24 protein-coding genes are annotated in these 23,070 nt (G+C 65.6%); 14 read left to right on the top strand and 10 right to left on the bottom strand.

Going from position 1 to position 23,070, the window contains the following annotated elements:
* Positions 1–16: 16 nt before the first annotated feature.
* Positions 17–304 carry a hypothetical protein gene (locus ACPYOD_RS15000; RefSeq protein ID WP_481302519.1) on the bottom strand — a complete coding sequence of 96 codons (288 nt, stop codon included), beginning with the start codon at positions 302–304 and terminating at the stop codon, positions 17–19.
* A 138-nt stretch (positions 305–442) separates the two neighbouring features.
* Here ACPYOD_RS15000 and ACPYOD_RS14995 point away from each other — a divergent pair, with 138 nt between their 5' ends.
* From ACPYOD_RS14995 to ACPYOD_RS14985, 3 genes are all read left to right on the top strand, one after another.
* Positions 443–802 (top strand): DUF1304 domain-containing protein, encoded by a 360-nt coding sequence (locus ACPYOD_RS14995; protein WP_481302518.1) that lies wholly within the window; start codon positions 443–445, stop codon positions 800–802.
* A gap of 74 nt (positions 803–876) precedes the next feature.
* Positions 877–2,586 carry a patatin-like phospholipase family protein gene (locus ACPYOD_RS14990; protein ID WP_481302517.1) on the top strand — a complete coding sequence of 570 codons (1,710 nt, stop codon included), beginning with the start codon at positions 877–879 and terminating at the stop codon, positions 2,584–2,586.
* Positions 2,587–2,738: 152 nt separating this feature from the next.
* Positions 2,739–3,110, top strand: coding sequence for a response regulator (locus ACPYOD_RS14985; protein WP_481302516.1), 372 nt, complete (start codon positions 2,739–2,741; stop codon positions 3,108–3,110).
* A gap of 22 nt (positions 3,111–3,132) precedes the next feature.
* On the opposite strand, the gene ACPYOD_RS14980 is transcribed toward ACPYOD_RS14985, so the two are convergent.
* On the bottom strand, positions 3,133–3,816 hold the full coding sequence (locus tag ACPYOD_RS14980) for a BON domain-containing protein (protein ID WP_481302515.1): 684 nt from the start codon (positions 3,814–3,816) through the stop codon (positions 3,133–3,135).
* Between the two features lie 128 nt (positions 3,817–3,944).
* On the opposite strand from ACPYOD_RS14980, the gene ACPYOD_RS14975 reads away from it, so the two are divergent.
* Positions 3,945–4,982 (top strand): Lnb N-terminal periplasmic domain-containing protein, encoded by a 1,038-nt coding sequence (locus ACPYOD_RS14975; RefSeq protein WP_481302514.1) that lies wholly within the window; start codon positions 3,945–3,947, stop codon positions 4,980–4,982.
* On the opposite strand, the gene ACPYOD_RS14970 is transcribed toward ACPYOD_RS14975, so the two are convergent.
* Positions 4,949–5,968: a TraB/GumN family protein gene (locus ACPYOD_RS14970; RefSeq protein WP_481302513.1), complete on the bottom strand. Its 1,020-nt coding sequence runs from the start codon at positions 5,966–5,968 to the stop codon at positions 4,949–4,951. The genes ACPYOD_RS14975 and ACPYOD_RS14970 overlap by 34 nt on opposite strands.
* A gap of 72 nt (positions 5,969–6,040) precedes the next feature.
* Here ACPYOD_RS14970 and ACPYOD_RS14965 point away from each other — a divergent pair, with 72 nt between their 5' ends.
* The 5 genes from ACPYOD_RS14965 to ACPYOD_RS14945 all read left to right on the top strand — a co-directional run bounded on the left by ACPYOD_RS14965 (position 6,041) and on the right by ACPYOD_RS14945 (position 10,813).
* Positions 6,041–6,769, top strand: a complete 729-nt coding sequence (locus ACPYOD_RS14965) for an NADPH-dependent F420 reductase (RefSeq protein WP_481302512.1) — start codon at positions 6,041–6,043, stop codon at positions 6,767–6,769.
* A 155-nt stretch (positions 6,770–6,924) separates the two neighbouring features.
* Positions 6,925–7,170, top strand: coding sequence for a DUF2188 domain-containing protein (locus ACPYOD_RS14960; protein ID WP_481302511.1), 246 nt, complete (start codon positions 6,925–6,927; stop codon positions 7,168–7,170).
* A 64-nt stretch (positions 7,171–7,234) separates the two neighbouring features.
* Complete coding sequence (locus tag ACPYOD_RS14955) at positions 7,235–7,477, top strand: hypothetical protein (RefSeq protein ID WP_481302510.1); 243 nt, start codon at positions 7,235–7,237, stop codon at positions 7,475–7,477.
* Between the two features lie 197 nt (positions 7,478–7,674).
* Positions 7,675–10,521, top strand: coding sequence for a TonB-dependent receptor plug domain-containing protein (locus ACPYOD_RS14950; RefSeq protein ID WP_481302509.1), 2,847 nt, complete (start codon positions 7,675–7,677; stop codon positions 10,519–10,521).
* 88 nt (positions 10,522–10,609) lie between these two features.
* Positions 10,610–10,813 carry a hypothetical protein gene (locus ACPYOD_RS14945; RefSeq protein WP_481302508.1) on the top strand — a complete coding sequence of 68 codons (204 nt, stop codon included), beginning with the start codon at positions 10,610–10,612 and terminating at the stop codon, positions 10,811–10,813.
* Here the strand turns inward: ACPYOD_RS14945 and ACPYOD_RS14940 are convergent.
* Positions 10,810–10,959, bottom strand: a complete 150-nt coding sequence (locus ACPYOD_RS14940) for a hypothetical protein (protein ID WP_481302507.1) — start codon at positions 10,957–10,959, stop codon at positions 10,810–10,812. The genes ACPYOD_RS14945 and ACPYOD_RS14940 overlap by 4 nt on opposite strands.
* Before the next feature lie 64 nt (positions 10,960–11,023).
* Positions 11,024–13,045, bottom strand: a complete 2,022-nt coding sequence (locus ACPYOD_RS14935) for a hybrid sensor histidine kinase/response regulator (protein WP_481302506.1) — start codon at positions 13,043–13,045, stop codon at positions 11,024–11,026.
* A gap of 143 nt (positions 13,046–13,188) precedes the next feature.
* On the opposite strand from ACPYOD_RS14935, the gene ACPYOD_RS14930 reads away from it, so the two are divergent.
* Positions 13,189–13,314 carry a hypothetical protein gene (locus ACPYOD_RS14930; protein ID WP_481302505.1) on the top strand — a complete coding sequence of 42 codons (126 nt, stop codon included), beginning with the start codon at positions 13,189–13,191 and terminating at the stop codon, positions 13,312–13,314.
* Between the two features lie 88 nt (positions 13,315–13,402).
* On the top strand, positions 13,403–14,557 hold the full coding sequence (locus ACPYOD_RS14925) for an acyltransferase family protein (protein ID WP_481302504.1): 1,155 nt from the start codon (positions 13,403–13,405) through the stop codon (positions 14,555–14,557).
* A gap of 54 nt (positions 14,558–14,611) precedes the next feature.
* Here the strand turns inward: ACPYOD_RS14925 and ACPYOD_RS14920 are convergent, their stop codons facing one another.
* Complete coding sequence (locus ACPYOD_RS14920) at positions 14,612–14,797, bottom strand: CsbD family protein (protein WP_481302503.1); 186 nt, start codon at positions 14,795–14,797, stop codon at positions 14,612–14,614.
* A gap of 217 nt (positions 14,798–15,014) precedes the next feature.
* Between ACPYOD_RS14920 and ACPYOD_RS14915 the strand changes: the two genes are divergently transcribed.
* Positions 15,015–15,611 (top strand): DNA-binding protein, encoded by a 597-nt coding sequence (locus ACPYOD_RS14915; protein ID WP_481302502.1) that lies wholly within the window; start codon positions 15,015–15,017, stop codon positions 15,609–15,611.
* Positions 15,612–15,664: 53 nt separating this feature from the next.
* On the opposite strand, the gene ACPYOD_RS14910 is transcribed toward ACPYOD_RS14915, so the two are convergent.
* Positions 15,665–15,817, bottom strand: a complete 153-nt coding sequence (locus ACPYOD_RS14910; RefSeq protein WP_413626152.1) for a hypothetical protein — start codon at positions 15,815–15,817, stop codon at positions 15,665–15,667.
* Between the two features lie 508 nt (positions 15,818–16,325).
* Between ACPYOD_RS14910 and ACPYOD_RS14905 the strand changes: the two genes are divergently transcribed.
* Together ACPYOD_RS14905 and ACPYOD_RS14900 are read left to right on the top strand one after the other, a co-directional pair.
* Positions 16,326–17,438 carry an S-(hydroxymethyl)glutathione dehydrogenase/class III alcohol dehydrogenase gene (locus tag ACPYOD_RS14905; RefSeq protein WP_481302501.1) on the top strand — a complete coding sequence of 371 codons (1,113 nt, stop codon included), beginning with the start codon at positions 16,326–16,328 and terminating at the stop codon, positions 17,436–17,438.
* Positions 17,439–17,448: 10 nt separating this feature from the next.
* Positions 17,449–17,673: an RNA-binding S4 domain-containing protein gene (locus tag ACPYOD_RS14900; protein WP_481302500.1), complete on the top strand. Its 225-nt coding sequence runs from the start codon at positions 17,449–17,451 to the stop codon at positions 17,671–17,673.
* Between the two features lie 66 nt (positions 17,674–17,739).
* Here the strand turns inward: ACPYOD_RS14900 and ACPYOD_RS14895 are convergent, their stop codons facing one another.
* The 3 genes from ACPYOD_RS14895 to ACPYOD_RS14885 all read right to left on the bottom strand — a co-directional run bounded on the left by ACPYOD_RS14895 (position 17,740) and on the right by ACPYOD_RS14885 (position 22,929).
* Positions 17,740–18,033 (bottom strand): hypothetical protein, encoded by a 294-nt coding sequence (locus ACPYOD_RS14895; protein WP_481302499.1) that lies wholly within the window; start codon positions 18,031–18,033, stop codon positions 17,740–17,742.
* 221 nt (positions 18,034–18,254) lie between these two features.
* Positions 18,255–21,401, bottom strand: a complete 3,147-nt coding sequence (locus ACPYOD_RS14890; RefSeq protein ID WP_481302498.1) for an error-prone DNA polymerase — start codon at positions 21,399–21,401, stop codon at positions 18,255–18,257.
* A gap of 118 nt (positions 21,402–21,519) precedes the next feature.
* Positions 21,520–22,929, bottom strand: coding sequence for a Y-family DNA polymerase (locus ACPYOD_RS14885; RefSeq protein ID WP_481302497.1), 1,410 nt, complete (start codon positions 22,927–22,929; stop codon positions 21,520–21,522).
* Positions 22,930–23,070 lie beyond the last annotated feature (141 nt).

Raw genomic sequence — 23,070 nt, 5'->3', positions numbered from 1 at the left:
ACACTCCGCGTTCGGTTTACGAAAGCCTGCCGGAGGAGGGCAGCGCGGCTGCCTGCATCCTGTCGACGGACGTCGTCAGTGAGCGTAAGGCAATACGGAGTTCCATGGAATTCGGGCGGCCGCCAGACAGCAGGGCCTCGATCTTTTCCGCGGCATCGGCCACTTTCAGGTGGTCGTTGAGCAGGGCGCAGCGCGCCATGTGGTTGGCGCGCAGCTGGGCCTCGGCATAGTCGTGGTGCAACAGTGCCTGGAGCAGCCCGAGGGCCTCCAGCGAGATTTCCTGGGCTGCCAGGTTCTTGCACATTCTTCCCATGGTGCCGGACGCGCACAGGGATGCAATCCTCCATCCGGCCTAGGAAATTATCCGGATGACACGCAAAAACGAGCCGGTGTGCGCCGGAGCGGATATCCTCGGGCGCCAGACCACGTGCAAGGACACGCCATGTCGATCGCCGCCACCGTGCTTACCGTTCTGGTGATCCTGATCCACATCTACATCGTGCTGCTGGAGATGGTGCTCTGGCGCTCCCGTGGCCCGAGGGTCTTCGGCATCAGCGCCGACTTTGCACGGGACAGCGCGGCACTGGCTTCCAACCAAGGCCTCTACAACGCCTTCCTCGTCGTCGCCCTCGTGCTCGGGCTGACACTCCACGAACCCTTCGCCACGGCCTTCGTGTTCTACGGCCTGGGCTGCGTCGTCGTCGCCGGTCTGTGGGGTGCGGCGACCGCCAGCCGGCGCATCCTCTATGTCCAGGCGCTGCCGGCGGCTGTCGCGCTGGCGGCACAGTGGATGTCGAGATAGCGAAACGTGGTCGCGTTCGGGTTTCGCGTCCCGCGCATCACCGATAATGGGTCCACGAAGGCGATGGAGCGGACATGCCCGATACCGACCTGCCCCTGGCGCACCCGGAAATCACGCCGCCACCGCGGGCGCACACGTTCGAGCTAGGGTTAGCGCTGGCCGGCGCGGTATCCGGCGGCGCTTACGCCGCCGGCGTCCTCGACTTCCTCTACGAAGCACTCGAGCACTGGTACGACGCGAAGGCCCGGAAGCTTCCGGTGCCCACGCACGATGTCCTGCTCAGGGATATCTCCGGCGCCTCGGCGGGTAGCATCAATGGCGTGATAACGGCGGTGGCGCTGCCTTACGCCTTTCCCCACGTGCATATCGCGGACGTGGAAGTGCCGGCTAATCCGTTCTACGACGTGTGGGTGAAACAGGTCGACATCCGCGGCTTCCTCGGCACGGACGACCTGGCCGACAAGAACGTGCCCATCGCGTCGCTGCTGGATACGCGCTGCCTCGACGAGATCGCCGCGAAGGTGCTTCGTTTCGAGGGCGAGCCGCTGTCCCGGCCTTATATCGCCAACCCGCTGAAGCTCGTGTTCACGGTGACGAACCTGCGCGGCGTGCCCTATGCCGTCCCGTTCGCCGGCAGCAGCGCGGACGCCGTGCACAGCATGGTCGCGCACGAGGATTACCTGCGTTTCTCGATCGACACGGGGCAGGGGCCTTACGACCGGGCCTGGCAATATCCTGACGACCTGTACGTGCCACATCCCAAGAAGCTGCCGGACCGGGCATGGACGTCGCTGATGAACGCCGCGCTCGCTTCCTCGGCTTTCCCCGGGGGACTGCGCTACCGCGAGGTGGAACGGCGTTGGAGCGACTATATGCAACGCAGCGTGGTCGTTCCCGACGAGTACGGGATCTCGCGGGTCGTTCCGATCGAACCCCGCCGCGACGCCTGGGACCGGCACGGTGCCACGTACCGTTTCGTCGGCGTCGACGGTGGCGCGATGGACAACGAACCCTTCGAATTGGCGCGCACGGAACTGGCCGGTACGCTCGGCCGGAATCCGCGCCGGGGCGACGAAGTGAACCGCATCGTGCTCATGGTGGACCCGTTCCCGGAGCCCGACGACCTGGGGCCGGAATTCGCGGCCTCGATCAACGTGGTCGAAGCGCTCACGGCGTTGTTCGCATCGTGGAAGCAACAGGCCAGGTTCAAGCCTCGCGAGATCGCGCTGGCCATGGACGATGCCGTCTACAGCCGATTCCTGATCGCGCCGACGCGTCCCGCGGCGAGTGGCACGGAGCGTTGGCTGGGTGGGCGGGCGCTCGCCGCAGGCGCCCTGGGTGGATTCTCGGGTTTCTTCGCCGAGGCCTATCGGCGTCACGATTTCCTGCTCGGCCGGCGCAATGCGCAACGGTTCCTGGCCGAGCATTTCCTGGTGCCGGCGAACAATCCCATCGTCGCGGCATGGGCGGGCGATCCGGCGCTGGCCAGCTACCTTCGCGACCGCGACGGCGTGCTCCATGCGCCCGTCATACCGCTCGTCGGGCCGTGCCACCCGGAACGGCGTGAGGACCGGTTGCCCGATTGGCCCAAGGGCGCTTTCGACCCGCTCACGCTCATGCCCGCCATTCGCAAGCGCCTGGATGCGCTTTACGGCGTGGCCACGGACAAGTGGAAGGACAAACTGCTGACGTGGCTCGCGTGGCACACCTATGCCCGGCGAAAGCTGCTCGACTTCACGTCGCGGCGGCTCGTCGAGGCATTGCGAAAGCATGATCTTTGGTGAAAAAAACGTCTTGAATCGTGACAAATGACATCGAGTCGTCGCATTCGTGAAGGAGTGCAAAAATTTCCTGGCCGAATTTGCTTTCGACGTATGGTCGTCGCGTGAAAACGGGAGTAGGTTGGAACCCCGGGCTACTCATCGCGGGTCATCCTATGAACATGACAGCCTTGCCGCGGGCGATCGTCTTCGAAGACCACTCCGGTCTGGCGTCCGCTCTGACCGACCTTCTTGCCGAGCGTCTCGGCTACGACGTTGCGGCTTGCGCCGGTTGCATCGAGGAAGCCATCCGCGTGGCCCACGTGGAGCGCTGCGACGTCGCGGTGGTCGACCTGGATCTGCAGGGGGTCATGGCTTATCCGGCGCTCGACGAACTGAAACGCCGCGGCATTCCCTATGTGCTGGCCACCGGTTCGATGGCAGTCGACATCCCGGGGCGCTACCAGGCTCCCCTTGTCCGGAAGCCTTACAGCGCCCACCAGCTTGCCGATGCCATACGCGAGGCCAGCCTGCCCAAGGCGAGCTAGGCCTGAGCATGGCGCCTTCCCCTCATTCGAGGGACGGCTCGTCGAACATGCCGCGTTCGCCCGTCCTCGCGCTGCGTACACGTAGGCCATTCTCCACATCGCGCACGCCCACCGCGTCGGCAACGGCATCTTCGGTCAGGTGCTTCATGTATCGCTCCGGCACTTCGCCAGTGAGTGTCACCACACCACCGGACACCCGCACCTCGATGTCGGAGGCGTCGATGGCGTCGTGCTCGCTCAGTCGTTCGCAAATGTCCTCGCGGATGCGCTCGTCGCTGCGTTCGTACCCTTTGGGGCCGATGCCGCGATAGCCGCCCGGATAGCCCGAACCGCTCCATGCCCGACGTTCGTCGTCACCACGGCCGAAGTCGCGATGTCCCGGATGCCGGCCACTGCCGCCGTAGCCATGGTGACCGCCGAATTCCCGGTGGCCGGGATAGCGCCGGTCCTCGTCCAGGTAGTCCCGGCGACCGGACCACGTTCCGCCCGAGAAATCGTCGCCGGGGCCGTAGTCCCGGCCGCCCGCGAAGTCCCTGCCGGCTTCGTAGGGGCTGCCCCCTGCGTCGCGGTAGTCGCGGCGCCCGTAGGTGCCACCGAATTCGTCGCCGGGATAGCGGGTGTCGTCGTCGCGCCTGCTACTCGGCCGGCTCCAGACGGAGTCGTCGGGCTGGCGGGACTTGCCATAGCGGTCTTCGAAGCGGCTCATGGGGAGCTCCTGAACTGAGTGACGGCCCAGTGTTGTCCCGGCGGCATGCAATGCGTGTTGCTCCCGCGTCAACGCCATGGGAAAGTTCGTGAACCTTCCCCTTCCCCGCGCGCGATGATCCTTACTCCATGACCCGGCGCAGCTTGCTGGTACGCGGTGCCGCCGGCCTCATCGCAGGCATGTTGCTGATCGTGTCCGGCGCCTGGGGCGCCTTGGCGCTGGCGATCCGTTTCCCCGCGCCGCGCACGGCGCGGCTCGCCGCCGCCGGCTTCTGGATGACGGGTTGCGTGGTGGCATGGATCGCGTGGCTGGCATGGCGTTCGCCGTGGGCGCTGCCTGCGCTGGCCGTCGCACATGCCTTGCTGCTTGCCTGGTGGGCGTCCATTCGTCCGCGCAGCGACCGCCCGTGGGCAGACGACGTTGCCCGCGTGCTGCACGGCGAAGTCGAGCGAACCCGCGTCGTACTTCACAACGTGCGGGATTTCACATGGCATAGCGACGACGATTACGACGTTCGCTGGGAGACGCGGGAATACGACCTCGAACGGCTTTCGGGCGCGGACGCGATACTGTCCTACTGGTCTGGGAAAGCGATCGCGCATGCCATGCTCTCGTTCGGTTTCGACGATGGCCGGCACGTCGTGTTCTCGGTTGAAATTCGGCGCAAGCGTGACGAAGCGTTTTCCGAGGTCGGCGGTTTCTTCCGCCAGTTCGAACTCGTGTTGATCGCCGCCGAGGAATCGGACATCGTGCGGGTGCGTACCAACGTGCGCGGGGAGGAGGCCTACCTGTTCCCGTTGCGCATGACGCCTGAGGCCATGCGCTCGCTCTTCGTTTCTTACGTCAAGGCGGCGAACGACCTCGCGCGCGTGCCGCGCTTCTACAACACCGTGACATCGAACTGCACCACCATCGTGTACCGGATGGCGAAGCGTATCGACGGAGCCTTGCCGTTCGACCTTCGGCTGCTACTGACGGGTTACCTTCCGGAATACCTGCGCGATGCGGGCGCCCTGGACAAGCGTCTGGGCATCGACGAGTGGCGGAAGCGGGGGCGCGTCACATCGCGTGCGCTCGCCGCGGAGCCGAACGAAGATTTTTCGGCGGCCATCCGCCGAGGCATCCCGCCCGCTCAGCCCGGGTCGTCGGGCGACGCCACCGCATAACCCTTCGCGCGCAGCGCCTCAAGGTAGCCGTCGGCGCCCAGCAGGTCGTCGATGGGCACGATGGCCACGGCTTGTGTGTTGCTGGCCATGGTGGCGTCGACGGCGGCCAGCCATCGTTCGCGCAGTGCCTTCGGCACGTCGGCAAGCCCGATCCGCTGCGCCACGCCCCCTTCGGTCACCGCGTTCATGCAGGCGGCACGCTGGCGCTCGCCACGCTCGTCGCGCAGCGCGGCGATATCGCCGGTGGCCCATGCGTTGGCCCGCCGGGTCATGTCCGCGAGTTGCGCATCGATATTGTCGACGCTCTGCGCGAAGCACGAGACATCGTCGAGCGTGGAGTGCTTGAACGACCGGATAGCCGCGCGAGGATCGTCCACGAGCAACGTGTACTCCACAGGCACATCCTTCACGCCTCGCTTGCGCGCGAGGTCGCCCACCGTGCGGGCGATCTCGCCCGTTTTACCGAGGCCCGCCTTCTTCACGGCCGACTTGTACAACTCCAGCACGGCAAAGATGGGGCGATAGCGTTCCACGCCGCGATCGCTGCCGATATATCTCGCTTTCACCGCGAGCCAACGCGCGTAGACGTCGGGAGGCACCGTGTCCTTCAGCGTCGCGCCGTCCGGCGCATTGCGTACGCCGATCAACGAGGGCAGCAGCGCGATGCGTCCGAAGAAGCCGGTATTCGGCTTGATCCGCACCCGCGGCAACGTGATGAGAGCGCCCGCACCCGCGAGGGCGGCGTCGATTTCGTCGGTTTTCCACGACATGTTCTTCGGCAGCGGGGCCAGGGTGCCCAGGATGAACAGGGTGTGCCCTCCGCGCGTGATCCGCCAAAGGCCGGGTCCCGGCTGCTCGCCATGGACCGTGACCGCCTCCAGTGTCGGCACCTCGGTGGTGGGGACCTGCTGCGCGGCTGCGTGCTGCGCCAGCCACGGCAGCGAGGAAAGAAGGACGAAGATGAATACGCGGATAGGGGAGGGCATGGACGGATTCTGGCAGATGCGCGGGTGTCGGCTCACCGTTCGCTCGCCCCGCGTTCACGCGTGGCGGCGAAGATGGCGATGGTTACCTTTCGGGAGTGCGATTCCATGAAGATAGGCATCGTCGGCGCAGGAAATATCGGTCATACGCTGGCCCGCCGCTTTCGTGAAGTGGGCCACGAGGTTCTCATCGCCAACTCGCGCGGCCCCGAGACGCTTACCGCTATCGAGCAGGAGACCGGTGCCGTGGCCGTGACCGCGCGCGAAGCGGTGCGCGGTGTCGACGTGGTGATCGTGACCATTCCAGAGTCGAAGGTGCCACAACTGCCGCCCGACCTCTTCGACGGGGTGCCGGCGGAGACGGTGGTTGTCGACACCGGCAATTACTATCCGCAGCAGCGCGACGGACGTATCGACGCGATCGAGGCCGGCATGGCGGAAAGCGAGTGGGTTTCCGAACGTCTCGGCCGGCCGGTGATCAAGGCATTCAACAACATCTACGCGGACCATCTGGGTTCGCTGGGCAAACCGGGCAGCGCCGAATCGCGGATCGCGCTGCCGGTGGCGGGCGACGACGCCAACGCGAAGGCGACAGTGCTGAAGCTCGTGGACGACATCGGCTTCGACGGCGTCGATGCCGGCACGCTCGCGGAGTCCTGGCGCCAGCAGCCCGGATCGCCCGTCTATACGTCCGATCGGGACATCGAGGGCGTGCGACAGGGCTTGCTGGACGCCGAGAGAGAACGCCGTCCGGAATGGCGCGCCACCGATCTGAGTCCCGGTACGTACGACGAGCCACGGTAGTCACGGTCGTGATCCCGGCGTGAAGGAAGGCATGCGTTTCTTCCGTTGTCGGAAGGGAAGGGAACGGATAATCTTGCGCCTCTGTTGGTGCAGCCGCGTCCCCTCGCTCCCGGGATCACCGGCCCTACGCCTTGCGAGGTTATCCACCTTCTTCCATGGCCATGGTGATCTACGACATTCCGTTCCACCCGGACATGGCGGGCCTTTGGCACGTGCAGATGAACGGCGTGCCGACGCAGAATTTCGAGACGCGCGTAGCCGCCATCGGCTATGCGGTGCAGCAGTCGAAGTTGTTGGGCGCGCAGAACGGCATGCAGGTGCTGGTTTCGGTGGAAGGCGCGGACGGCATCTGGCGCGAGTTCGAGTCGAACGCGAAGCGTCCCGTCAGCGGCCTCCAATAGCGCTGCACGTCGCGTTGATGCGCGATGCATAGGATGGGGGTGGATTCCGAGGATCACTCCACCCATGACGCATCGAAAGATCGGTTACTTCGACGTGGACGGCACGTGTTACGTCGCCAAGCCAGGTCGCTGGCGCGGTAAGTACGTCATCAGCGAGGATGGCGAAGAGGTCAGGGAAAAACTATGTCCTGGCCTGCATGACAATGAGCAGGATGCCTGTGACGAAGGTTTGCAGGCCGGCATACAGGCGGCGCGCCAGCTGATGAAGGAGCGCGAGGGGTTCGACCCCGGTGCCGACGACGAATAGCGCCGCGAGGGCGCTGCATAGGGCGTGCCACCCGCGCCCTGTTTTCCCTGTCGCAACATATTCCGAATGGCCGATGGTGCGCCCTGTTTACACGGCGTAAGTTTTCCTTGCGTCCCTGTGAATGAAGCGTTTTTCCCGGTCCATTCCCGGAGCCGCGAAGTCCCAGCCCCACTCCCCTAAGGCTTCGGAGACTCACAATGAAACCGACATCCCCAATGGCGCTCAGGCGCCACGGCCTCGCTTTGTCCATCGCCGCCGCCTTGGCGTGCGCCCAGGTTGCCGCGCAGGACGCCCAGCCACCGCCGCCTACCACGCAAGCACAGACACCCGCGCAGGCAGCGCAACAGCCGACGACGGAACTTGCCACCGTGACCGTCACCGGTTCGGCCTTACCCCGCATCGACGTGGAAACGCCGTCGCCGGTCACTACCATTACGGCGGACCAGATCCAGAAAAGCGGCCTCACCACAGTGTCGGACGTGGTGCGGGCGGTCTCGGCCGATAACAGCGGCTCCATCCCGGCGTCCTTTACCGCCGGTTTCGCCGCCGGCTCGTCGGGCGTGGCGTTGCGCGGCCTGACGGTCAACTCCACCCTGGTGCTGATCGACGGGCGGCGTGCGGCGAATTATCCCCTCGCAGACGACGGCCAGCGATCGTTCGTCGACCTCAACACGATCCCCTCGAACGCCATCGAAAGGATCGAAGTGCTGAAGGACGGCGCATCGTCGCTCTATGGCGCGGACGCCATCGCGGGCGTGGTCAACATCATCCTGAAGCCGGATTACCAGGGCACCGAATTCAGCGCCGAAGTGGGTACCTCCGAACACGGCGGTGGCACGTCCAAGCGCGCCACGGTGCTGTTCGGTGGCGGCGATCTGCAAAAGGACGGCTGGAACGCGTACCTCAGCGCCGAGTACGAAAGGGACGAGGACATCCTCACTCGGCAGCGCGGCTACCCATACAACACCGCGGATATCCGCCGCAGCGGCGGCAACAACCTCATCGGCGGCCAGCCTTCGCAGAACTCCGGCTCGATCTATGGAACGGTCACGCCGGGTACGCTCTCGCGGCCCGGCGATGTGACCTCCGGTGTCGCCGATCCCGACGCGGTGGCCCAGCCTCTCGCTCCGTGCGGTCCGCGATCCACGCTGGTGACCGACGATCCGGCCAATCCGGGAAGCTACTGCGCGCAGAACTTCGCGCTGTACACCGCCATCCAGCCGACCACGGATCGCCGCGGTCTCTATGGACGCTTCACCCTCAAGGTGGGCGAGCGCTCGAAGGCCTACGTGTCGGCGAGCTACTACGAAGTGAAGACCACCTTCCCCGGTGCGCCGGCGCAGATCCAGGCCGGCACGCCGCGCAATACGAACTCCATCGCCTTGCCCGCCACCCTCCCGGACGGCTCGCTCAACCCCAACAACCCGTTCGCGGCGGAAGGGAAGGCGGCGCTCATCAACTTCGGTTTTCCGAGCGCCCTGGCCAGCGGCGAAAGCGATAACCACAACCTGCGCATCGTCGGCGGCCTGACCGGCTACTGGGGCGACTGGGGCTACGACACGGCCCTGGTGTTCAACCACTCGTCGCTGGATACGCGGCTCAACGGATTACTCGATTACGCCCGCTTGATCGACGTCGTCACCAACGGCACCTACAACTTCCTCGATCCCGGTGCGAACTCGCCCGCGCTGCTGGCGTCGCTGTCGCCACAATTGCGGAAGACCTCGACCAGCGACCTGCAGCAGTTCGATTTCCGCGTGAACCGGCCGCTCGCCGATCTTGGCGGTGGCGCGTTGGGCCTTGCCGCCGGCATCGACGTGCGCCACGAGGAGCAGGACGATCCGGACCTCAATCCCGGCCTTCGCGCGCAGGGCCTGGGCATTGCGCATGTGAAGGGAGACCGTACGGTGTCAGGTGCGTATGTCGAACTCGACGCACCGTTCATGGAATCGCTGGAAGTGAACGTCTCGGGCCGTTACGACCACTACTCGGACTTCGGCAACAACTTCTCGCCGAAGATCGGCATCAAGTGGAAGCCGATCGACGAACTCGCGTTCCGCGGCACGTTCTCGAAGGGTTTCCGCGCGCCCAGCTTTGCCGAGAACGGATCGAGCGAGGCGCAAGGATTCGCCACGTACACGCCGCCGGCGGACTTCCAGGCCGCGCACAACAACAGCGGCTATGTGCAGCCTTACGGGCTGGCGTTCCTTACCCGCGCCAATCCCGACGTGAAGCCGGAGAAGTCCAAGAGCTGGACGTTCGGCGTGCTCTACCAGCCCACGCAGGATTTCAGCGCGTCGCTCGATTACTACCGGATCAAGAAGACCGGTGTGATCGCGCAGCAGAGCCCGAGCGCGGTGCTCGACGCCTACTACGCAGGGCTGCCGCTACCGGAAGCGTCCGCCATCGTGGCCGACGTGCCCGACCCCGCGGCGCCGGACGCGCTGCCGCGTCCGCTGATCGTCGCCTCACCTTATGTGAACCAGGATTCGCTGGAGACGAAGGGGCTGGATCTGAACCTCAAGGCCGGACACGACTTCAGCGAGGGCGTGCACTTCACGAGCGAACTCAACCTCACGAAGATCATCAGCTGGCGGCTCACGCTCGAGGACGGCACGAAACTCCAGTTCGTCGGTACGCACGGTCCGTACGGCGTCTCGTCGGGAGCGGGCACGCCGCGCTACCGCGGGTCGTGGGCGAACAGCATCCAGTTCGGCAAGACCACGATCACCGGCACGCTGTACTACACCAGCGGTATCAAGCTCACCGCTCCGGACATCACCACGGGTTGTTTCTCGACCAATACCGACACGGGAGCTAACGTTCCGGGCGATTGCCGCATGGCGTCGTTCACGGACTTCGATCTCACCGGCCGCTACGACATTACCGACAAGGTGGCGATCACGGGTTCGGTGATGAACGTGTTCGACAAGAAGGCGCCGTTCGACCCGCTGAACTACGCCGCCTTGAACTACAACCCCACCTACGCGCAGAACGGGGTGATAGGGCGCTTCTACAGGCTCGGTGTGCGCGTGAAGCTGTAGCCACGGCGATACCCCGGGCATTGACGTGCCTGGGGTTTTGCTTTAGTACGACGTCTTGGGGGAATACCAACAGGGGGCCGTCAAGGCCATGGCACGTCGATTCATGCTCGTCCGCTCGACCGAAGTTCAGTCCCAACCCGCTACCGCCGCATGGCCGGACGGCTTCATGCCCGGTACGGTCGCGCCTTTCGTGATGCGCTACGGCACCGATTTCCTGGTGGCCATGCAGCGCGCCGCAACGGCCCACGACAGCGCGCGGCCAGCCACGGAAACCGAGGGCGAACCGGCCTAGCGGTCCGCCGGGCGCGTCGACGGGGCACGCTCGCCATCGTCGGGCACGTCGCCCGCGGGTCCGCCACGGTGGATGGCGCCGACCACGAAGATGGCCACCAGCGCGACGATCAGAGCGATCAGGGCGTAATAACGCGAACGATTCATCGGACGCTCCGTGGGGACGCCTCGAGTCTCGGGGCCGTTCGGTCAAGGGAATGGATGGCCGGCGTTACGGGTTCGTACCGTCGAGCAGGTTCGCTACCGACCCCACGAGGTCGTGCAGCGAAAACGGCTTGCCCAGGATCGCCGATTTCGGCGGGAGGCGAGGGGCGTCCGCGAAGGCCTCCCAGGCGTACCCGGTGATGAAGAGCACGGGCAGATCCGGCATGGCCTCGCGCGCGACCTGCGCCAGTTGCCGCCCGTCCATGCCGGGAAGGCCGATGTCCGTCACGAGGATGTCCGGTCCGGGCACGTCGCGCAGGCTGCGCAGCGCTGCGGCCGCTTCCCCGTGGTCCTCCACCGTGTAGCCCGCCTCCTCGAGCACTTCGCGCGCGAGCGAGCGCAGCATGTGCTCATCTTCGACCAGCAGCACGCGGCGACCGCCGCCGTGGCACGCCTCGTGGTCGATGTGCGCGTGCGGCGCCTCCTGCTCGCCGGCATGCCGTGGCAGCCAGAGGCTCACGGTGCTTCCCTTGCCGGGCTCCGACTCGATGATGGCCCGTCCACCCGTCTGCCGGGCGAAACCGTCAACCATGGAAAGCCCCAATCCGGTGCCCTGGCCGATCGACTTGGTGGTGAAGAAAGGATCGAACGCCTTCTCCACCACCGTCCGCGACATGCCCGTACCCGTGTCGGCCACCGCGATCACCACGTAATCGGCCGGTCCCATGCCGATGTCCTGGGCCGGTGCGTTTCGCGTGGAGATGCGCAACGTACCGCCTTCCGGCATGGCGTCGCGGGCGTTGATGGCCAGGTTGAGGATGGCGCTTTCGAGCTGGCTCGCATCGGACAACGTTCGCCACAGGTCGTGCTGCATGTGCAGTTCCAGCACGGCCTGTTCGCCAAGGAGGGGCCGCAGGAGCAGGTCCAGGCCGCGAACGATGGCGTTGGCGTCCACGTCGGAGAGCGAGAGGGCTTGCTGGCGGGCATAGGCGAGCAGGCGGTGGGTGAGGCCCGCGGCCCGGTTCACCGCGCCATGCGCGGCATCGAGCAGGCGCCGCGTGTTCTCCAGCCGGCCGCTCTCGATGCGTTCGCTCACGATCTCGATGGCACCGCCGATGCCGCCGAGGATGTTGTTGAAGTCGTGCGCGATGCCGCCCGTGAGCCGCCCGAGCGCTTCCAGCTTCTGCGCGTGCCGCAGCTGGTCTTCCATGTCGCGCCGGCGCTGCACGTCGCGGCCCATGCCGTAGACGACGTCGCCGTCGGGCACGCACGTCCAGGCGAACCAGCGATAGCCGCCGTCCTTCGCGCGCAGGCGTACTTCCAGGTCTTCCACTGCATCGCCTTCCAACAGCTGGGCCATCGCGTCCCGCGCGCGGTCGAGGTCGTCGGGATGGACCAGCTCGCCGAAGGCCATGCTCGTGAGGTCGCCGGCTTCGTAGCCAAGCTCGCGTTGCCAGGCGGGATTGACGTTGCGGTACCGCCCGTCGCGTGCCATCACGATGTACAGGTCGGGCGACACGGCCCAGATCTGGTCGCGCTCGCGCGTGCGTGCGCTGATTTCCCGTTCGAGCGACGCGTTCAGTTCGCGCAGGGTCATGGCCGAGCGCACGGCGCGCGTGGTCTCGTTGGTGAACGCATACATGCCGATGACCTTGCCGCATTCGTCGCGCAGGGGGGCGAAGGAGAACGTCCACCAGGTGCTCTCGACGAATCCGTGGCGCGTCATTGCCAGCGGGAGGTCGCGGTGCGTGCTGCCCTTGCCAGCCAGCGCTTGTGCCACGTGCCCGGCGATGTCGTCCCACACGTCGGCCCAGATCTCGTCGAAGCGTTTGCCGATGGCGCCGGAAAGCCTCTTGCCGAGGATCGGCCGGTAAGGATCGTTGAAGAAAAAGACCCGGCCCGGCTCCGCCGAAACGAACATGGGTTGCGGCGAGTCGAACATCGTGGCCAGCATGGCGCGGAGTGCGACCGGCCATCGCTCCACCGGCCCGAGGGGCGAATGCGCCCAGTCGAAGGCACGGATGTCGTTCGCGGTAGGGGAATCCACGGGAAGGAAGGCGAACGGATCGGGAAAGCGGCGGGTCGACATGCGCAGGGCCGTTGATCTGGTCTCGGAATAGTCCACCACGCGCGAAGACGGCGTCGTTGCGAAACCTGCCGTGGCGCGCCTGTCACATCCGATCCACGTGCCGCCATGGAACGTCGTCGCCGTATCCACCTGGAGCGACACGCATGAACGACGAAATGACGCCGCAGCCCGGCAAGCAGAAGGGCGGTATCGGGTACGTGCTGTTGTGGATCCTCGGGGTTCCCATCCCGATCCTGATCCTGATCGCGCTGGTGCGCGGCTGCAGCTGAGGCATACCACCGCGACTCGCCGGCGTTCCCGTAAGGACGCCGGCCCCCGCGATTCCGATATGCTTCCCCATCTTCCGGGGAAGACACCATGTCCGAATCGAGCCTCCCACGCAGCGCCGGCATCGACGTGCTGCGTGGCGCGAGCATCCTGCTCGTGGTCATCCACCACCTCGGCCTGCGCATTCCGCTGCACAAGACGCAGGCGGGCGAGTTCCTGCCGGTGTCCCTGCTCAAGGGGCTTATCTACAACGGCTACGAGGCGGTCTTCGTCTTTTTCGTCATCTCGGGTTTTCTCATAACCCGCCACACGCTCCAGCGCGACGGTGCACTCCGCGCCATCGACAGGCGGGCTTTCTATGGCCGCCGCGCCGCCCGCATCCTTCCGTGTCTCCTCGCGCTCGTGCCTGTGCTGCTGGTCTTGCATGCGCTCGGCGTGCCCAACTATGTGATCGATAAAAGCGGCCAGTCGGCGCTCGGCGCCACGCTCTCCGCGCTCACCTTCACCCTCAATCTTTATGAGGGGCACACGGGCTGGCTGCCCGGCGGGTGGGACGTTCTGTGGTCGCTGTCGATCGAGGAAGTGTTCTACGCGGTCTTCCCGCTCCTGTGCCTGTCGCTGGGGCGCACGCGCTGGTTCGTTCCTCTGCTCGCCTTGCTCGTGTTGTCGGTCCCGTTCACTCGTGCCGCGATCGTGGGGAACGAAATATGGCAGGAGAAGGCCTACCTTCCGGGCATGGGTGCGATCGCGGCGGGCGTTCTCGCCGCACTTGTCGCGGCCCGTCGCCAGGCGGGTGGGGACAAGGGCAGGGCGGGGGTGCCATGGCACCGGGGCGCGCTGGTGGCGATCGGTCTCGGCGCGGTCGGCATGGTGATGTTCTTCGGCGCGTTGCTATGGCACGCCCTCGGCGAGGGATATCTGCTCGTGCTGATCATGGGCGCGGTCTGCCTTGTGCTCGCCTCGCCGGAAGGTGGGCGAGCCTGGCGGGGCTTCGGCTGGCTCGAGGCGATGGGACGGACCAGCTACGAGATCTACCTGACGCACATGTTCGTCGTTTTCGCCTTGGTGGGACTGGCGCGTTTCTCGGCCACCGACGGGGCGTGGGGCTGGATCTGGTACCCGCCTGCCGTGCTGCTTTCCTGGGGACTGGGCTGGCTGGTAGCCCGCGGCTTCTCAGAACCTGCGAACCGCCGGCTGCGCGGCTGGTTTCGCGCGCGGCGCACGGCCGTGCCCGTGGCAGCCTGAAACGTGACGCGGGAGCCGCCGGCTCCCGCGCACGTCACGTCTTCGCTGGCGGAATCAGTGGTGGCGATCCTTGTCGCGCGCCTGGTCGGCGGCTTTTCCGACTTCGCGCTGAACCTTGCCTGCGTTCTTTTCGATATTGCCGGCCGCTTCTTTCGCGTGGTTGCCGGTGATCTTGCCGGCCGCTTCCTTCATGCTGCCCTTGACCTCGTGTTTCATGCCTTCGGTGCGATTCTTGTCCATGGTTCACTCCTCGATGCTGCGTCATTCGCAGTGCGACCTGTGTACCCCTCGGTGCCCTTATCGATGCGTGAAGCGGGCGTGCGCCGCCATTCACCCGCAGATGTTTGCGAAACCTCGTTCGCGAAATGCCGACGCCGTGGCGACATTCGGATCACAAATGCCCGCGCAGTCTCGGGTGTCGACGACACCCGTCACTCCCGCATAGGAGATCCGAGTCATGCCTGAGAAAAAAACCACTGCCAGGGCACGAAAGGACAAGCGCGAAGGGAAGTCGGCTTCCACCCAGGCCGGAGAGTATGTACGCGAGGAAATAGAACACGTTCGCGAAGGCAAACACGGCGCGCGTTCCGCCAAGCAGGCTATCGCCATTGGCCTTTCGAAGGCGCGGCGCGCAGGCGTCAAGGCCAAGCCATCCAAGTCCGCGAGCAAGGCGACGAAGAAGAAGGCCGCACAGGATTCGCATGCCGCCACCCGGAAGCGCTCATCCGGAACCGCCGCGAAGAAATCGGCGAGCCGCAAGCGCGCCACGGGATCGTCGGCCCGCAAGTCGTCCGCTCGCAAGTCGACGGCGAAAAAGGCTACGGCAAAGAAGTCGTCGGCAAGGTCGCGGGCAAGTACCGCGGCGTTGAAGCGCGAGGGCCGTTCCGCGGCGTCGAAGCGTGCGCTGTCGTCGCAAGGGCACAAGGCCGCGGCAAAGCGCAGTGCGTCGAGTCGCTCCGCGTCCGCCAAGAAGGCGGCACGCACGAAGGGTTCGGCCGGAAGGAAAACCGCCGCGAAGAAGGCGGCGCGAACCAGGGCGCGGAAAGCCTCCTGACAAAAGGAAGGCCCGCCATCAGGCGGGCCTTCCTATATGGGACGGGCGCGCCTTTAGACAGCGTCGCCGCTCAGGCGGCTTGCCACTTCGCCCAGCCAGTCATAACCGTCCATCTCGCCCCCGAAGAGGTCGAAGCTGCCGTCGTTGTTGGCGCCGGCGGCGAATTCGTAGGTCGAGATGCCGTATTCGTTGCGCAGTTCGTTCATGTGATGTCTCCCAGTCAACAGACCGGATGTCTCTATAGCTCTGTCGCCAACGCCGCCGGTCTCTGGCGTGGCGGGAACCTTACGCCTCCGACGAGCTTCCGGAGAAGTCGCGCAGGTGCACTGGTCCGTTTCGTTTGGTGAACAATCGGTTCGTTAGGCTTTCGTCACGCGGTTTTCGTGTCGAATTTCTGAACTAACGAGTTTCCTGTGCCCCCTTTCTATGGGCGGCCCCAGGTTTTACAAGGGCTTCCAGGCATCGAAAGGTTGGACAACGGTTGTAAGCAAAAGGTTCAAGGAATCCTTCGCTGGGAACCGTTTCTTGTCTCCGTGGGACCCTTACCCGAGCCTTTCGTTCGCCGTGCGGGGGGTATCCGTTAACCCTAGTTTAACTCAAGCGAGCCTTCCGTACCACCCCGGATGTTTGGGAGCGTTCACGGATGAGCACGAATGGCTGCGCCGGCCAGCGCGCAGGCTAGAATCCGTGGCTTACGTCTTGAGGAATTGCACCATGAAGTCTCGCGCTGCTGTCGCCTGGGAAGCAGGAAAGCCGCTGTCCATCGAGGAAATCGACGTCCAGGGCCCCAAGGCCGGCGAAGTCCTGGTACGCATCGTCGCCACCGGCGTCTGCCACACCGACGCGTACACCTTGTCCGGCGACGATCCGGAAGGCGCGTTCCCCGTGATCCTCGGCCATGAGGGCGGTGGCATCGTGGAGGAAGTGGGCGAGGGCGTCACCTCGCTCAAGCCGGGCGACCACGTGATTCCGCTGTATACCCCCGAATGCGGCGAGTGCAAGTTCTGCCGGTCGGGCAAGACCAACCTCTGCCAGAAGATCCGCGTGACCCAAGGCAAGGGTCTCATGCCGGACGGCACCTCGCGCTTCTCGCTCAACGGTAAGCCGTTGCTGCACTACATGGGCACGAGCACCTTCAGCGAGTACACGGTGCTGCCCGAGATCTCGCTGGCGAAGATCAACAAGGACGCACCGCTGGAGAAGGTATGCCTCCTCGGCTGTGGCATCACGACCGGCATCGGCGCCGTGCTCAATACCGCCAAGGTGGAGCCCGGCGCCACGGTGGCGGTGTTCGGCATGGGCGGCATCGGCCTGTCAGTGGTGCAGGGCGCGGTGATGGCCAAGGCCGGGCGCATCGTGGTGGTCGATACGAATCCGTCCAAGTTCGAGATGGCGAGGATGCTCGGCGCCACCGATTGCGTGAACCCGCGCGATTACCCGGATACGCCGATCCAACAGGTGATCGTCGACCTCACCGATGGCGGCGTCGACTACTCATTCGAGTGCATCGGCAACGTCGACGTGATGCGCGCCGCCCTGGAGTGCTGCCACAAGGGGTGGGGCGAGTCGATCATCATCGGGGTGGCCGGTGCCGGGCAGGAAATCCGCACGCGTCCGTTCCAGCTGGTGACGGGCCGCGTCTGGCGTGGCTCGGCGTTCGGTGGCGTGAAGGGCCGCAGCCAGCTGCCGGGCTACGTGGAACGCTACATGGGCGGCGAGATCAAGATCGATCCGATGATCACGTACACGATGGGCCTGGAAGACATCAATCGCGCCTTCGACCTCATGCATGAGGGCAAGTCCATCCGTTCCGTCATCGTCTACTGAGGGCGCATCCATGGCATTCCACGAATTTCGCCTGGAGGGCGACTACGTCGAACTCAACCTGCTGCTGAAGCTGGTGGGCATTGCCGCCAGCGGAGGGGAGGGCAAGCGCCTGGTGGCCGACGGACTGGTCGCGGTGGACGGCGTGCAGGAGCTGCGTAAGACGTACAAGGTGCGCGCGGGTCAGGTGGTGACGATCGACGACGAGGAAATCAGCGTCCTGCCCGAGGTGGACTGATTTTCTTCCGTTGAAGTCGCTGGGTGCCCCTGCGCAGGCAGGGGCCCAGCGACTTCATCCCCGGGGTTACATGCCTGCGGTAGAGGACTTCGCCGGCTCGGACGTTGCGCCGTCCTTCTTCATCTTGTGCTTCTTGTGCGTGGACTTCATGGCGCCTTCGTCCGACTTCATCGAATCGCCCATGGCGCCGTGATTCATCGAATCGCTCTTCTTCATGGAGTCGTGGTCGCTTTGCATGTGCGTGACGGCGGTGGATGCCGGCGCGGGCGCGCTCTGCGATGCGGCGCTCTGTGCGAGGGCGGCGCCACTTACGGCCATACAGCCGGCGAGCATGGCGACGATCAGTTTCGTATTGCGCATGACGGATCTCCTGGAACGGGTGGCGCCTTGGGGGAAGATCGCGATGCCCGGCGCAATGGACATCGCTCACCGGTGAGACCGGATGTGGAAGCGGTGTGCTGACGCTATCGCCTTTGGGGCCGTCGTGGTCTTCGCAAAGCAGCAATTCTTAGGCCGCCGTTCAGGAGAAAATTAGGCGGCGTTAAGCGACGACGTTGCGTTACCGACGGTGGGCGAAGCCGTCAATGGAAGTCGCGGGAAACGGAACCGAGTTCCGGCAGCAGGTCGCTGAAGTCGTGCAGGCGGCTGGCCACGAGGTGGCGTACGCCGTCGATGGCCTGCCACTGCCCGTCGACGGCGAGCAATACCGCATCCAGCAAGGCGTGGCGGCAAGCTTCGGCCACCTTGGGACGAACGATCACGTTGACCTGGCCGGTTTCGTCTTCCAGCGTGACGAAGGTGATGCCGCTGGCGGTCTGCGGGCGCTGGCGCACGGTGACCAGGCCGGCGTGGCGCAGCCAGGCACCGTTGCGTTCGTGCTGCAGATCGCTCGCGCGTCGCGCACGTCGCAACAGCAAGTTCTTGCGAATGAGCCGGAGGGGATGCGACGCCAGCGACAAGCCGTGGGTGGCATAGTCGGCGAAAACATTTTCCGCGAGGGTCGGCGGACGCAGGGCCGGTCGTGCTTCCGCAACGGCATCGATGAGCGGCAGGCTGCGTTCGATGCCCGAGCTTTCCCAGCGTGCGCGATGACGATGGCCGCTGAGCACGCCAAGCGCGCCGGCGTCGGCAAGGCGCTCGCGTTCGAAACGGGTGAGGTTCGCGCGGCGGGAGAGATCGGCAAGGTCGCGGAAGGAAGCCGCTTCGCGTGCGGCGACGATGCGTTCGCCCAAGGTGGCGGACAAGCCGTTCACCAGGCGCAGTCCGAGACGCAGGGCACGCTTGCCGGGTTGTCGGTCGATGGGTTCGAGCGTGCAATCCCAGTGGCTGGCCGTGACGTCCGGTGGACGTACTTCCACATGGTGCCGGCGTGCGTCGGCGACGAGTTGCGCGGGTGCATAGAAGCCCATGGGCTGGCTGTTGAGCAGCGCGCAGGTGAAGACTTCGGGGTGATGACATTTCAGGTATGACGAGGCATAGGCGATGAGCGCGAAGCCTGCCGCATGCGACTCGGGAAAACCGTAGCTGCCGAAGCCCTTGATCTGGTCGATGATCTGCTGGGTGAACTCGGGCGAATAGCCATTCCCCGCCATGTTCCTGCGGATCCTCGGTTCGAATTTCTCCACGCCGCCCCGGCGCTTCCACGCGGCCATGGAACGGCGAAGGTCGTCGGACTCGTCGGCGGTGAAATTTGCCACCACCTGCAGGAGTGCCATGACCTGTTCCTGGAAGATGGGCACGCCCAGCGTGCGCTCCAGCACGGGCCTCACGCCTTTCTCGTAGACGACCTCTTCCTTGTTCTGGCGCCGTTGCAGATAGGGATGGACCATGCCGCCCTGGATGGGACCCGGGCGCACGATGGCCACCTGGATCACCAGGTCGTAATACTCCCTGGGCCGCAGGCGCGGCAGCATGGACATCTGCGCGCGCGATTCGATCTGGAACACGCCGATGGTGTCGGCCTCCTGGATCATCGCGTAAGTGCGTTCGTCGTCGGGAGGGATATCGGCCAGCCGCCGGTAATCCGGCCCTCCTTGCGCGCGCAGCAGGTCGATCGCCTTGCGCATGCATGTGAGCATGCCCAGGGCGAGGCAATCCACCTTGAGCAGCTTCATGGTTTCCAGGTCGTCCTTGTCCCACTGGATGATGGTGCGGTTGTCCATCGCCGCGTTTTCCACCGGTACGAGGTGGTGCAGCGGCGTGTCGGAAATGACGAAACCGCCGACGTGCTGCGAGAGGTGCCGTGGCATGCCCACCAATTCGTCCACCAGGAACATGAGCTGGCGGATGGTGCGACTGCTCACGTCGAAACCGCGCTCGGTCAGGCGCTCGACGATGGAGACCTCGCCATGGGCATGCGAATAGGCACGGCTGAGCTGGTCGAGCTGGTCTTCGGAAAGACCCAGCGCGCGGCCCACGTCGCGTGCCGCGCTCTTGCTGCGATAACTGATGACCGTGGCGGCGAGGGCAGCGCGCTCGCGGCCGTATTTTTCGAACACATACTGCAACACTTCCTCGCGCCGCTCGTGTTCGAAGTCGACGTCGATATCGGGCGGTTCGTTGCGCTCGATCGAAATGAAGCGTTCGAACAGCGTCGATATGTTGGTGGGATTTACCTCGGTGATACCTAGGCAGAAACAGACCACCGAGTTGGCCGCCGAGCCACGACCCTGGCAGAGGATCTCCTTCGACCGGGCGAAGCGCACGATGTCCTGCACGGTGAGGAAGAAAGCCTCGTACTCCTTGAAGGCGATAAGGTTGAGTTCTTTCTCGATCCGCGCCGCGATATCGGGTTCGATCCTTTCGGGCCAACGGCGGGCGGCACCTTCGTAGGTAAGCCGACGCAGGTACGCTGTGGCATCGAGGCCCTCGGGCACCAGTTCGCGCGGATAGACGTAATGGATCTTGCGGATATCGAAACCGGTGCAGCGCGCGGCGACGGCCAGGGTTTCCTCCACGATGTCGCGTGGATAGATGCGGGCGATCGTTTCGCGCCTGCGCAGATGGCGTTCGCCGTTGGGAAAAAGGGCGTGGCCTGCTTCGGACAATGGCTTGCCGATGCGGATCGCCGTCATCACGTCTTGCAGCGCTCGCCGGTTTCGCTGGTGCATGTGGACGTCGCCCGCGGCCACGCAGGGCAGGCCGTGGCGCTCGCCGAGCTGGCGCAGCGCGGCCAGTTCGGCGGCATCGTGCTGGCCGCGGTGCAACTCCACGGCAAGCCACGCGCGTCCCGCGAAATGCGTCGCCACCCAGGTAGCGCGCGCTTCGTGTGTCGCCGCTTCCGTGGCGGCGTAGGGGCCCGGCGCCCACAGCAGGCAAAGACCCGGCCCAAGTGTTTCGAGATCGCCGCGATGGAGTTCGTAACGTCCCTTGGCCGCACGCCGCCGGCCGAGCGTGATCAGCCGGCACAGTTCCGTGTATCCCGCCCGGTCTTCCACCAGCAGGACCACCACGGTGCCGTCGGAAAGGCGCAGCTCGCTGCCGACGATCAGCGGGAGACCGGTTTCCAGCGAGGCCTCCAGCCCGCGCACGATGCCGGAAAGCGAACATTCGTCGGTGATGGCGAGCGCGGTGTAACCGATGGCTTTCGCCCGTTCGAACAGTTCCCGCGCACTGGAAGCGCCGCGCTGGAAACTGAAGTCGCTGAGCGCGTGCAGTTCCGCGTAGGCGGGGACCTCGGTGTCATCGTCGTTGGCTGGAATCAGATAGGTTGTATCGATCTTCTTCATGAGCGAAATGTGGGAGCCGCTTCAGCGGCGATGGGTGCTTGCAGCAAGCGTACCCGCTGCCGCGGGATCGCCGGCATAGCCGGCTCCCACACACAGAGCAGTCTGGCTCGCACGGAAGTCACGCAAACCAGCCATGCAACATCCATCCTTCCAATGTGCCAGGCGGCAGGTAGGCCCAAGCCTGTTGTCCCTGTTCCGTACGCACGATGTAGTAGTCGCGGCGCGTGTCGTCGCCGTCCCACCAGCCGCTTTCGATGCGTTCGGGGCCGGCGAGCACGGCGGCCGGTTTCGGTCGCATCGGTTGCGGCCGCTTCAGTAACCAAAGCGGCCGGCGCCGGCGCGGCGGCGACACCGTGTCGGTGGGCTTGCCATAGCGCGAGGCGTATTCGGGGCGGTGGTCGGCAACCAGTGCGATCTGGCGCAGCGCCGCGTCACCGAGGCGGGCGCGCAGGCGTTCGTCGAGCGTGGGCCAGTCCAGGCCGTCGCCGCGCACCGGTTCGAACAGGTCGCGCACGGGCGGCCGGAACACCGGCAGCTCGGCGGCATCCAGTTCGATCGCCCGCGCGGGAGCAGGCAGGGAAGCACGCTCCAGCCGTGTGCGGGCCAGTTCGAACAATCGCTCGGCATCGCGCTGTGGCGCAGCCATCGCCACGACGACCTGGGTGGTTTCGCCGCGGGCGTGCTCGAGGATGAGCGTGAAGCGCTGCACGCCGCCGTCGCGCGCGGCAAGCAGGTTGGCGAGTGAACGGGTGAGGCGGCGCAACGGAAAGAGCAGTGGCTGGCTACCGTCCAGCTCGGCGTCGAATTCGATCTTCTGCCGGAAGCTGGCCGGCGGCTGCCATGCGGGCAACACGTCGGAAGCATGTCCCTGCACGCGGTCGAGCCAGTTCACGCCGTCGCGGCCGATACGCCGGGTGAGTTCGGGGCGCGGCAGGCGGAGCACCTCGGCGAGACGGCGGAAGCCCATCGCCTGCAACGACGTGACGGTGGCGGCGGGCAGGCCGCTCTGCGCCAGTGGCAAGGCTCCCAGCATGCGCCGCACACCTTCATGCTCGGGTAACACCATGCCGTCCGCGCTGGCGGCGAAGACCCAGGAGGCGGCGGCGAACGGCGTGGCCGCCAGCGTATGCCCGTGGCCCTGCGCGGACAGGCCGCCGCGCAGCTTTTCAGCCAGCACGGGCCAGCCGTCGAACAGGCGCAGGCTGGCCCCGACTTCCATCAGGATCGCGTTCGGCGGTACGAGGCTCACATGCCCGCTGAACTGGTAGCACCAGGCGGCCAGTTCGGTAAGCAGGCGTTCTTCCGCGTCGGGATCGCGGGGACGTACTTCGAGAGCGGGACACAAGGCGCGCGCAGCGGCAAGGCTTTGTCCGCGACGAACACCGAGTGATGAGGCCTCGGTGTTCGCTGCGGCAATCAGGCGCTGGCGCGCCTTGTGGTCCAGCAGGGCGGAGGGACCTGCCTCCGGTGCCGCGGCGAAGGCGGCGGAGAACGCCAGGCCGGGAAAACGGAGGCAGGCCCAAAGCATGGCTGCGTAAGAGTGGCGACGACGGAGCGTCCGTCATGACGGCGTGGGATACGCGACGTCATGAAGGCTTCCATCAGGCCCGCATGCGCAGCAGCGGAGCGGTGGTGGTCAACAGACCCCGCGACTTGAGCACATCCACGT

The organism is Luteibacter sp. HAY1-4A (assembly GCF_056755355.1).
The sequence above is the reverse complement of the archived record's forward strand: the minus strand, read 5'-3'. Positions and strand labels throughout refer to the sequence as shown.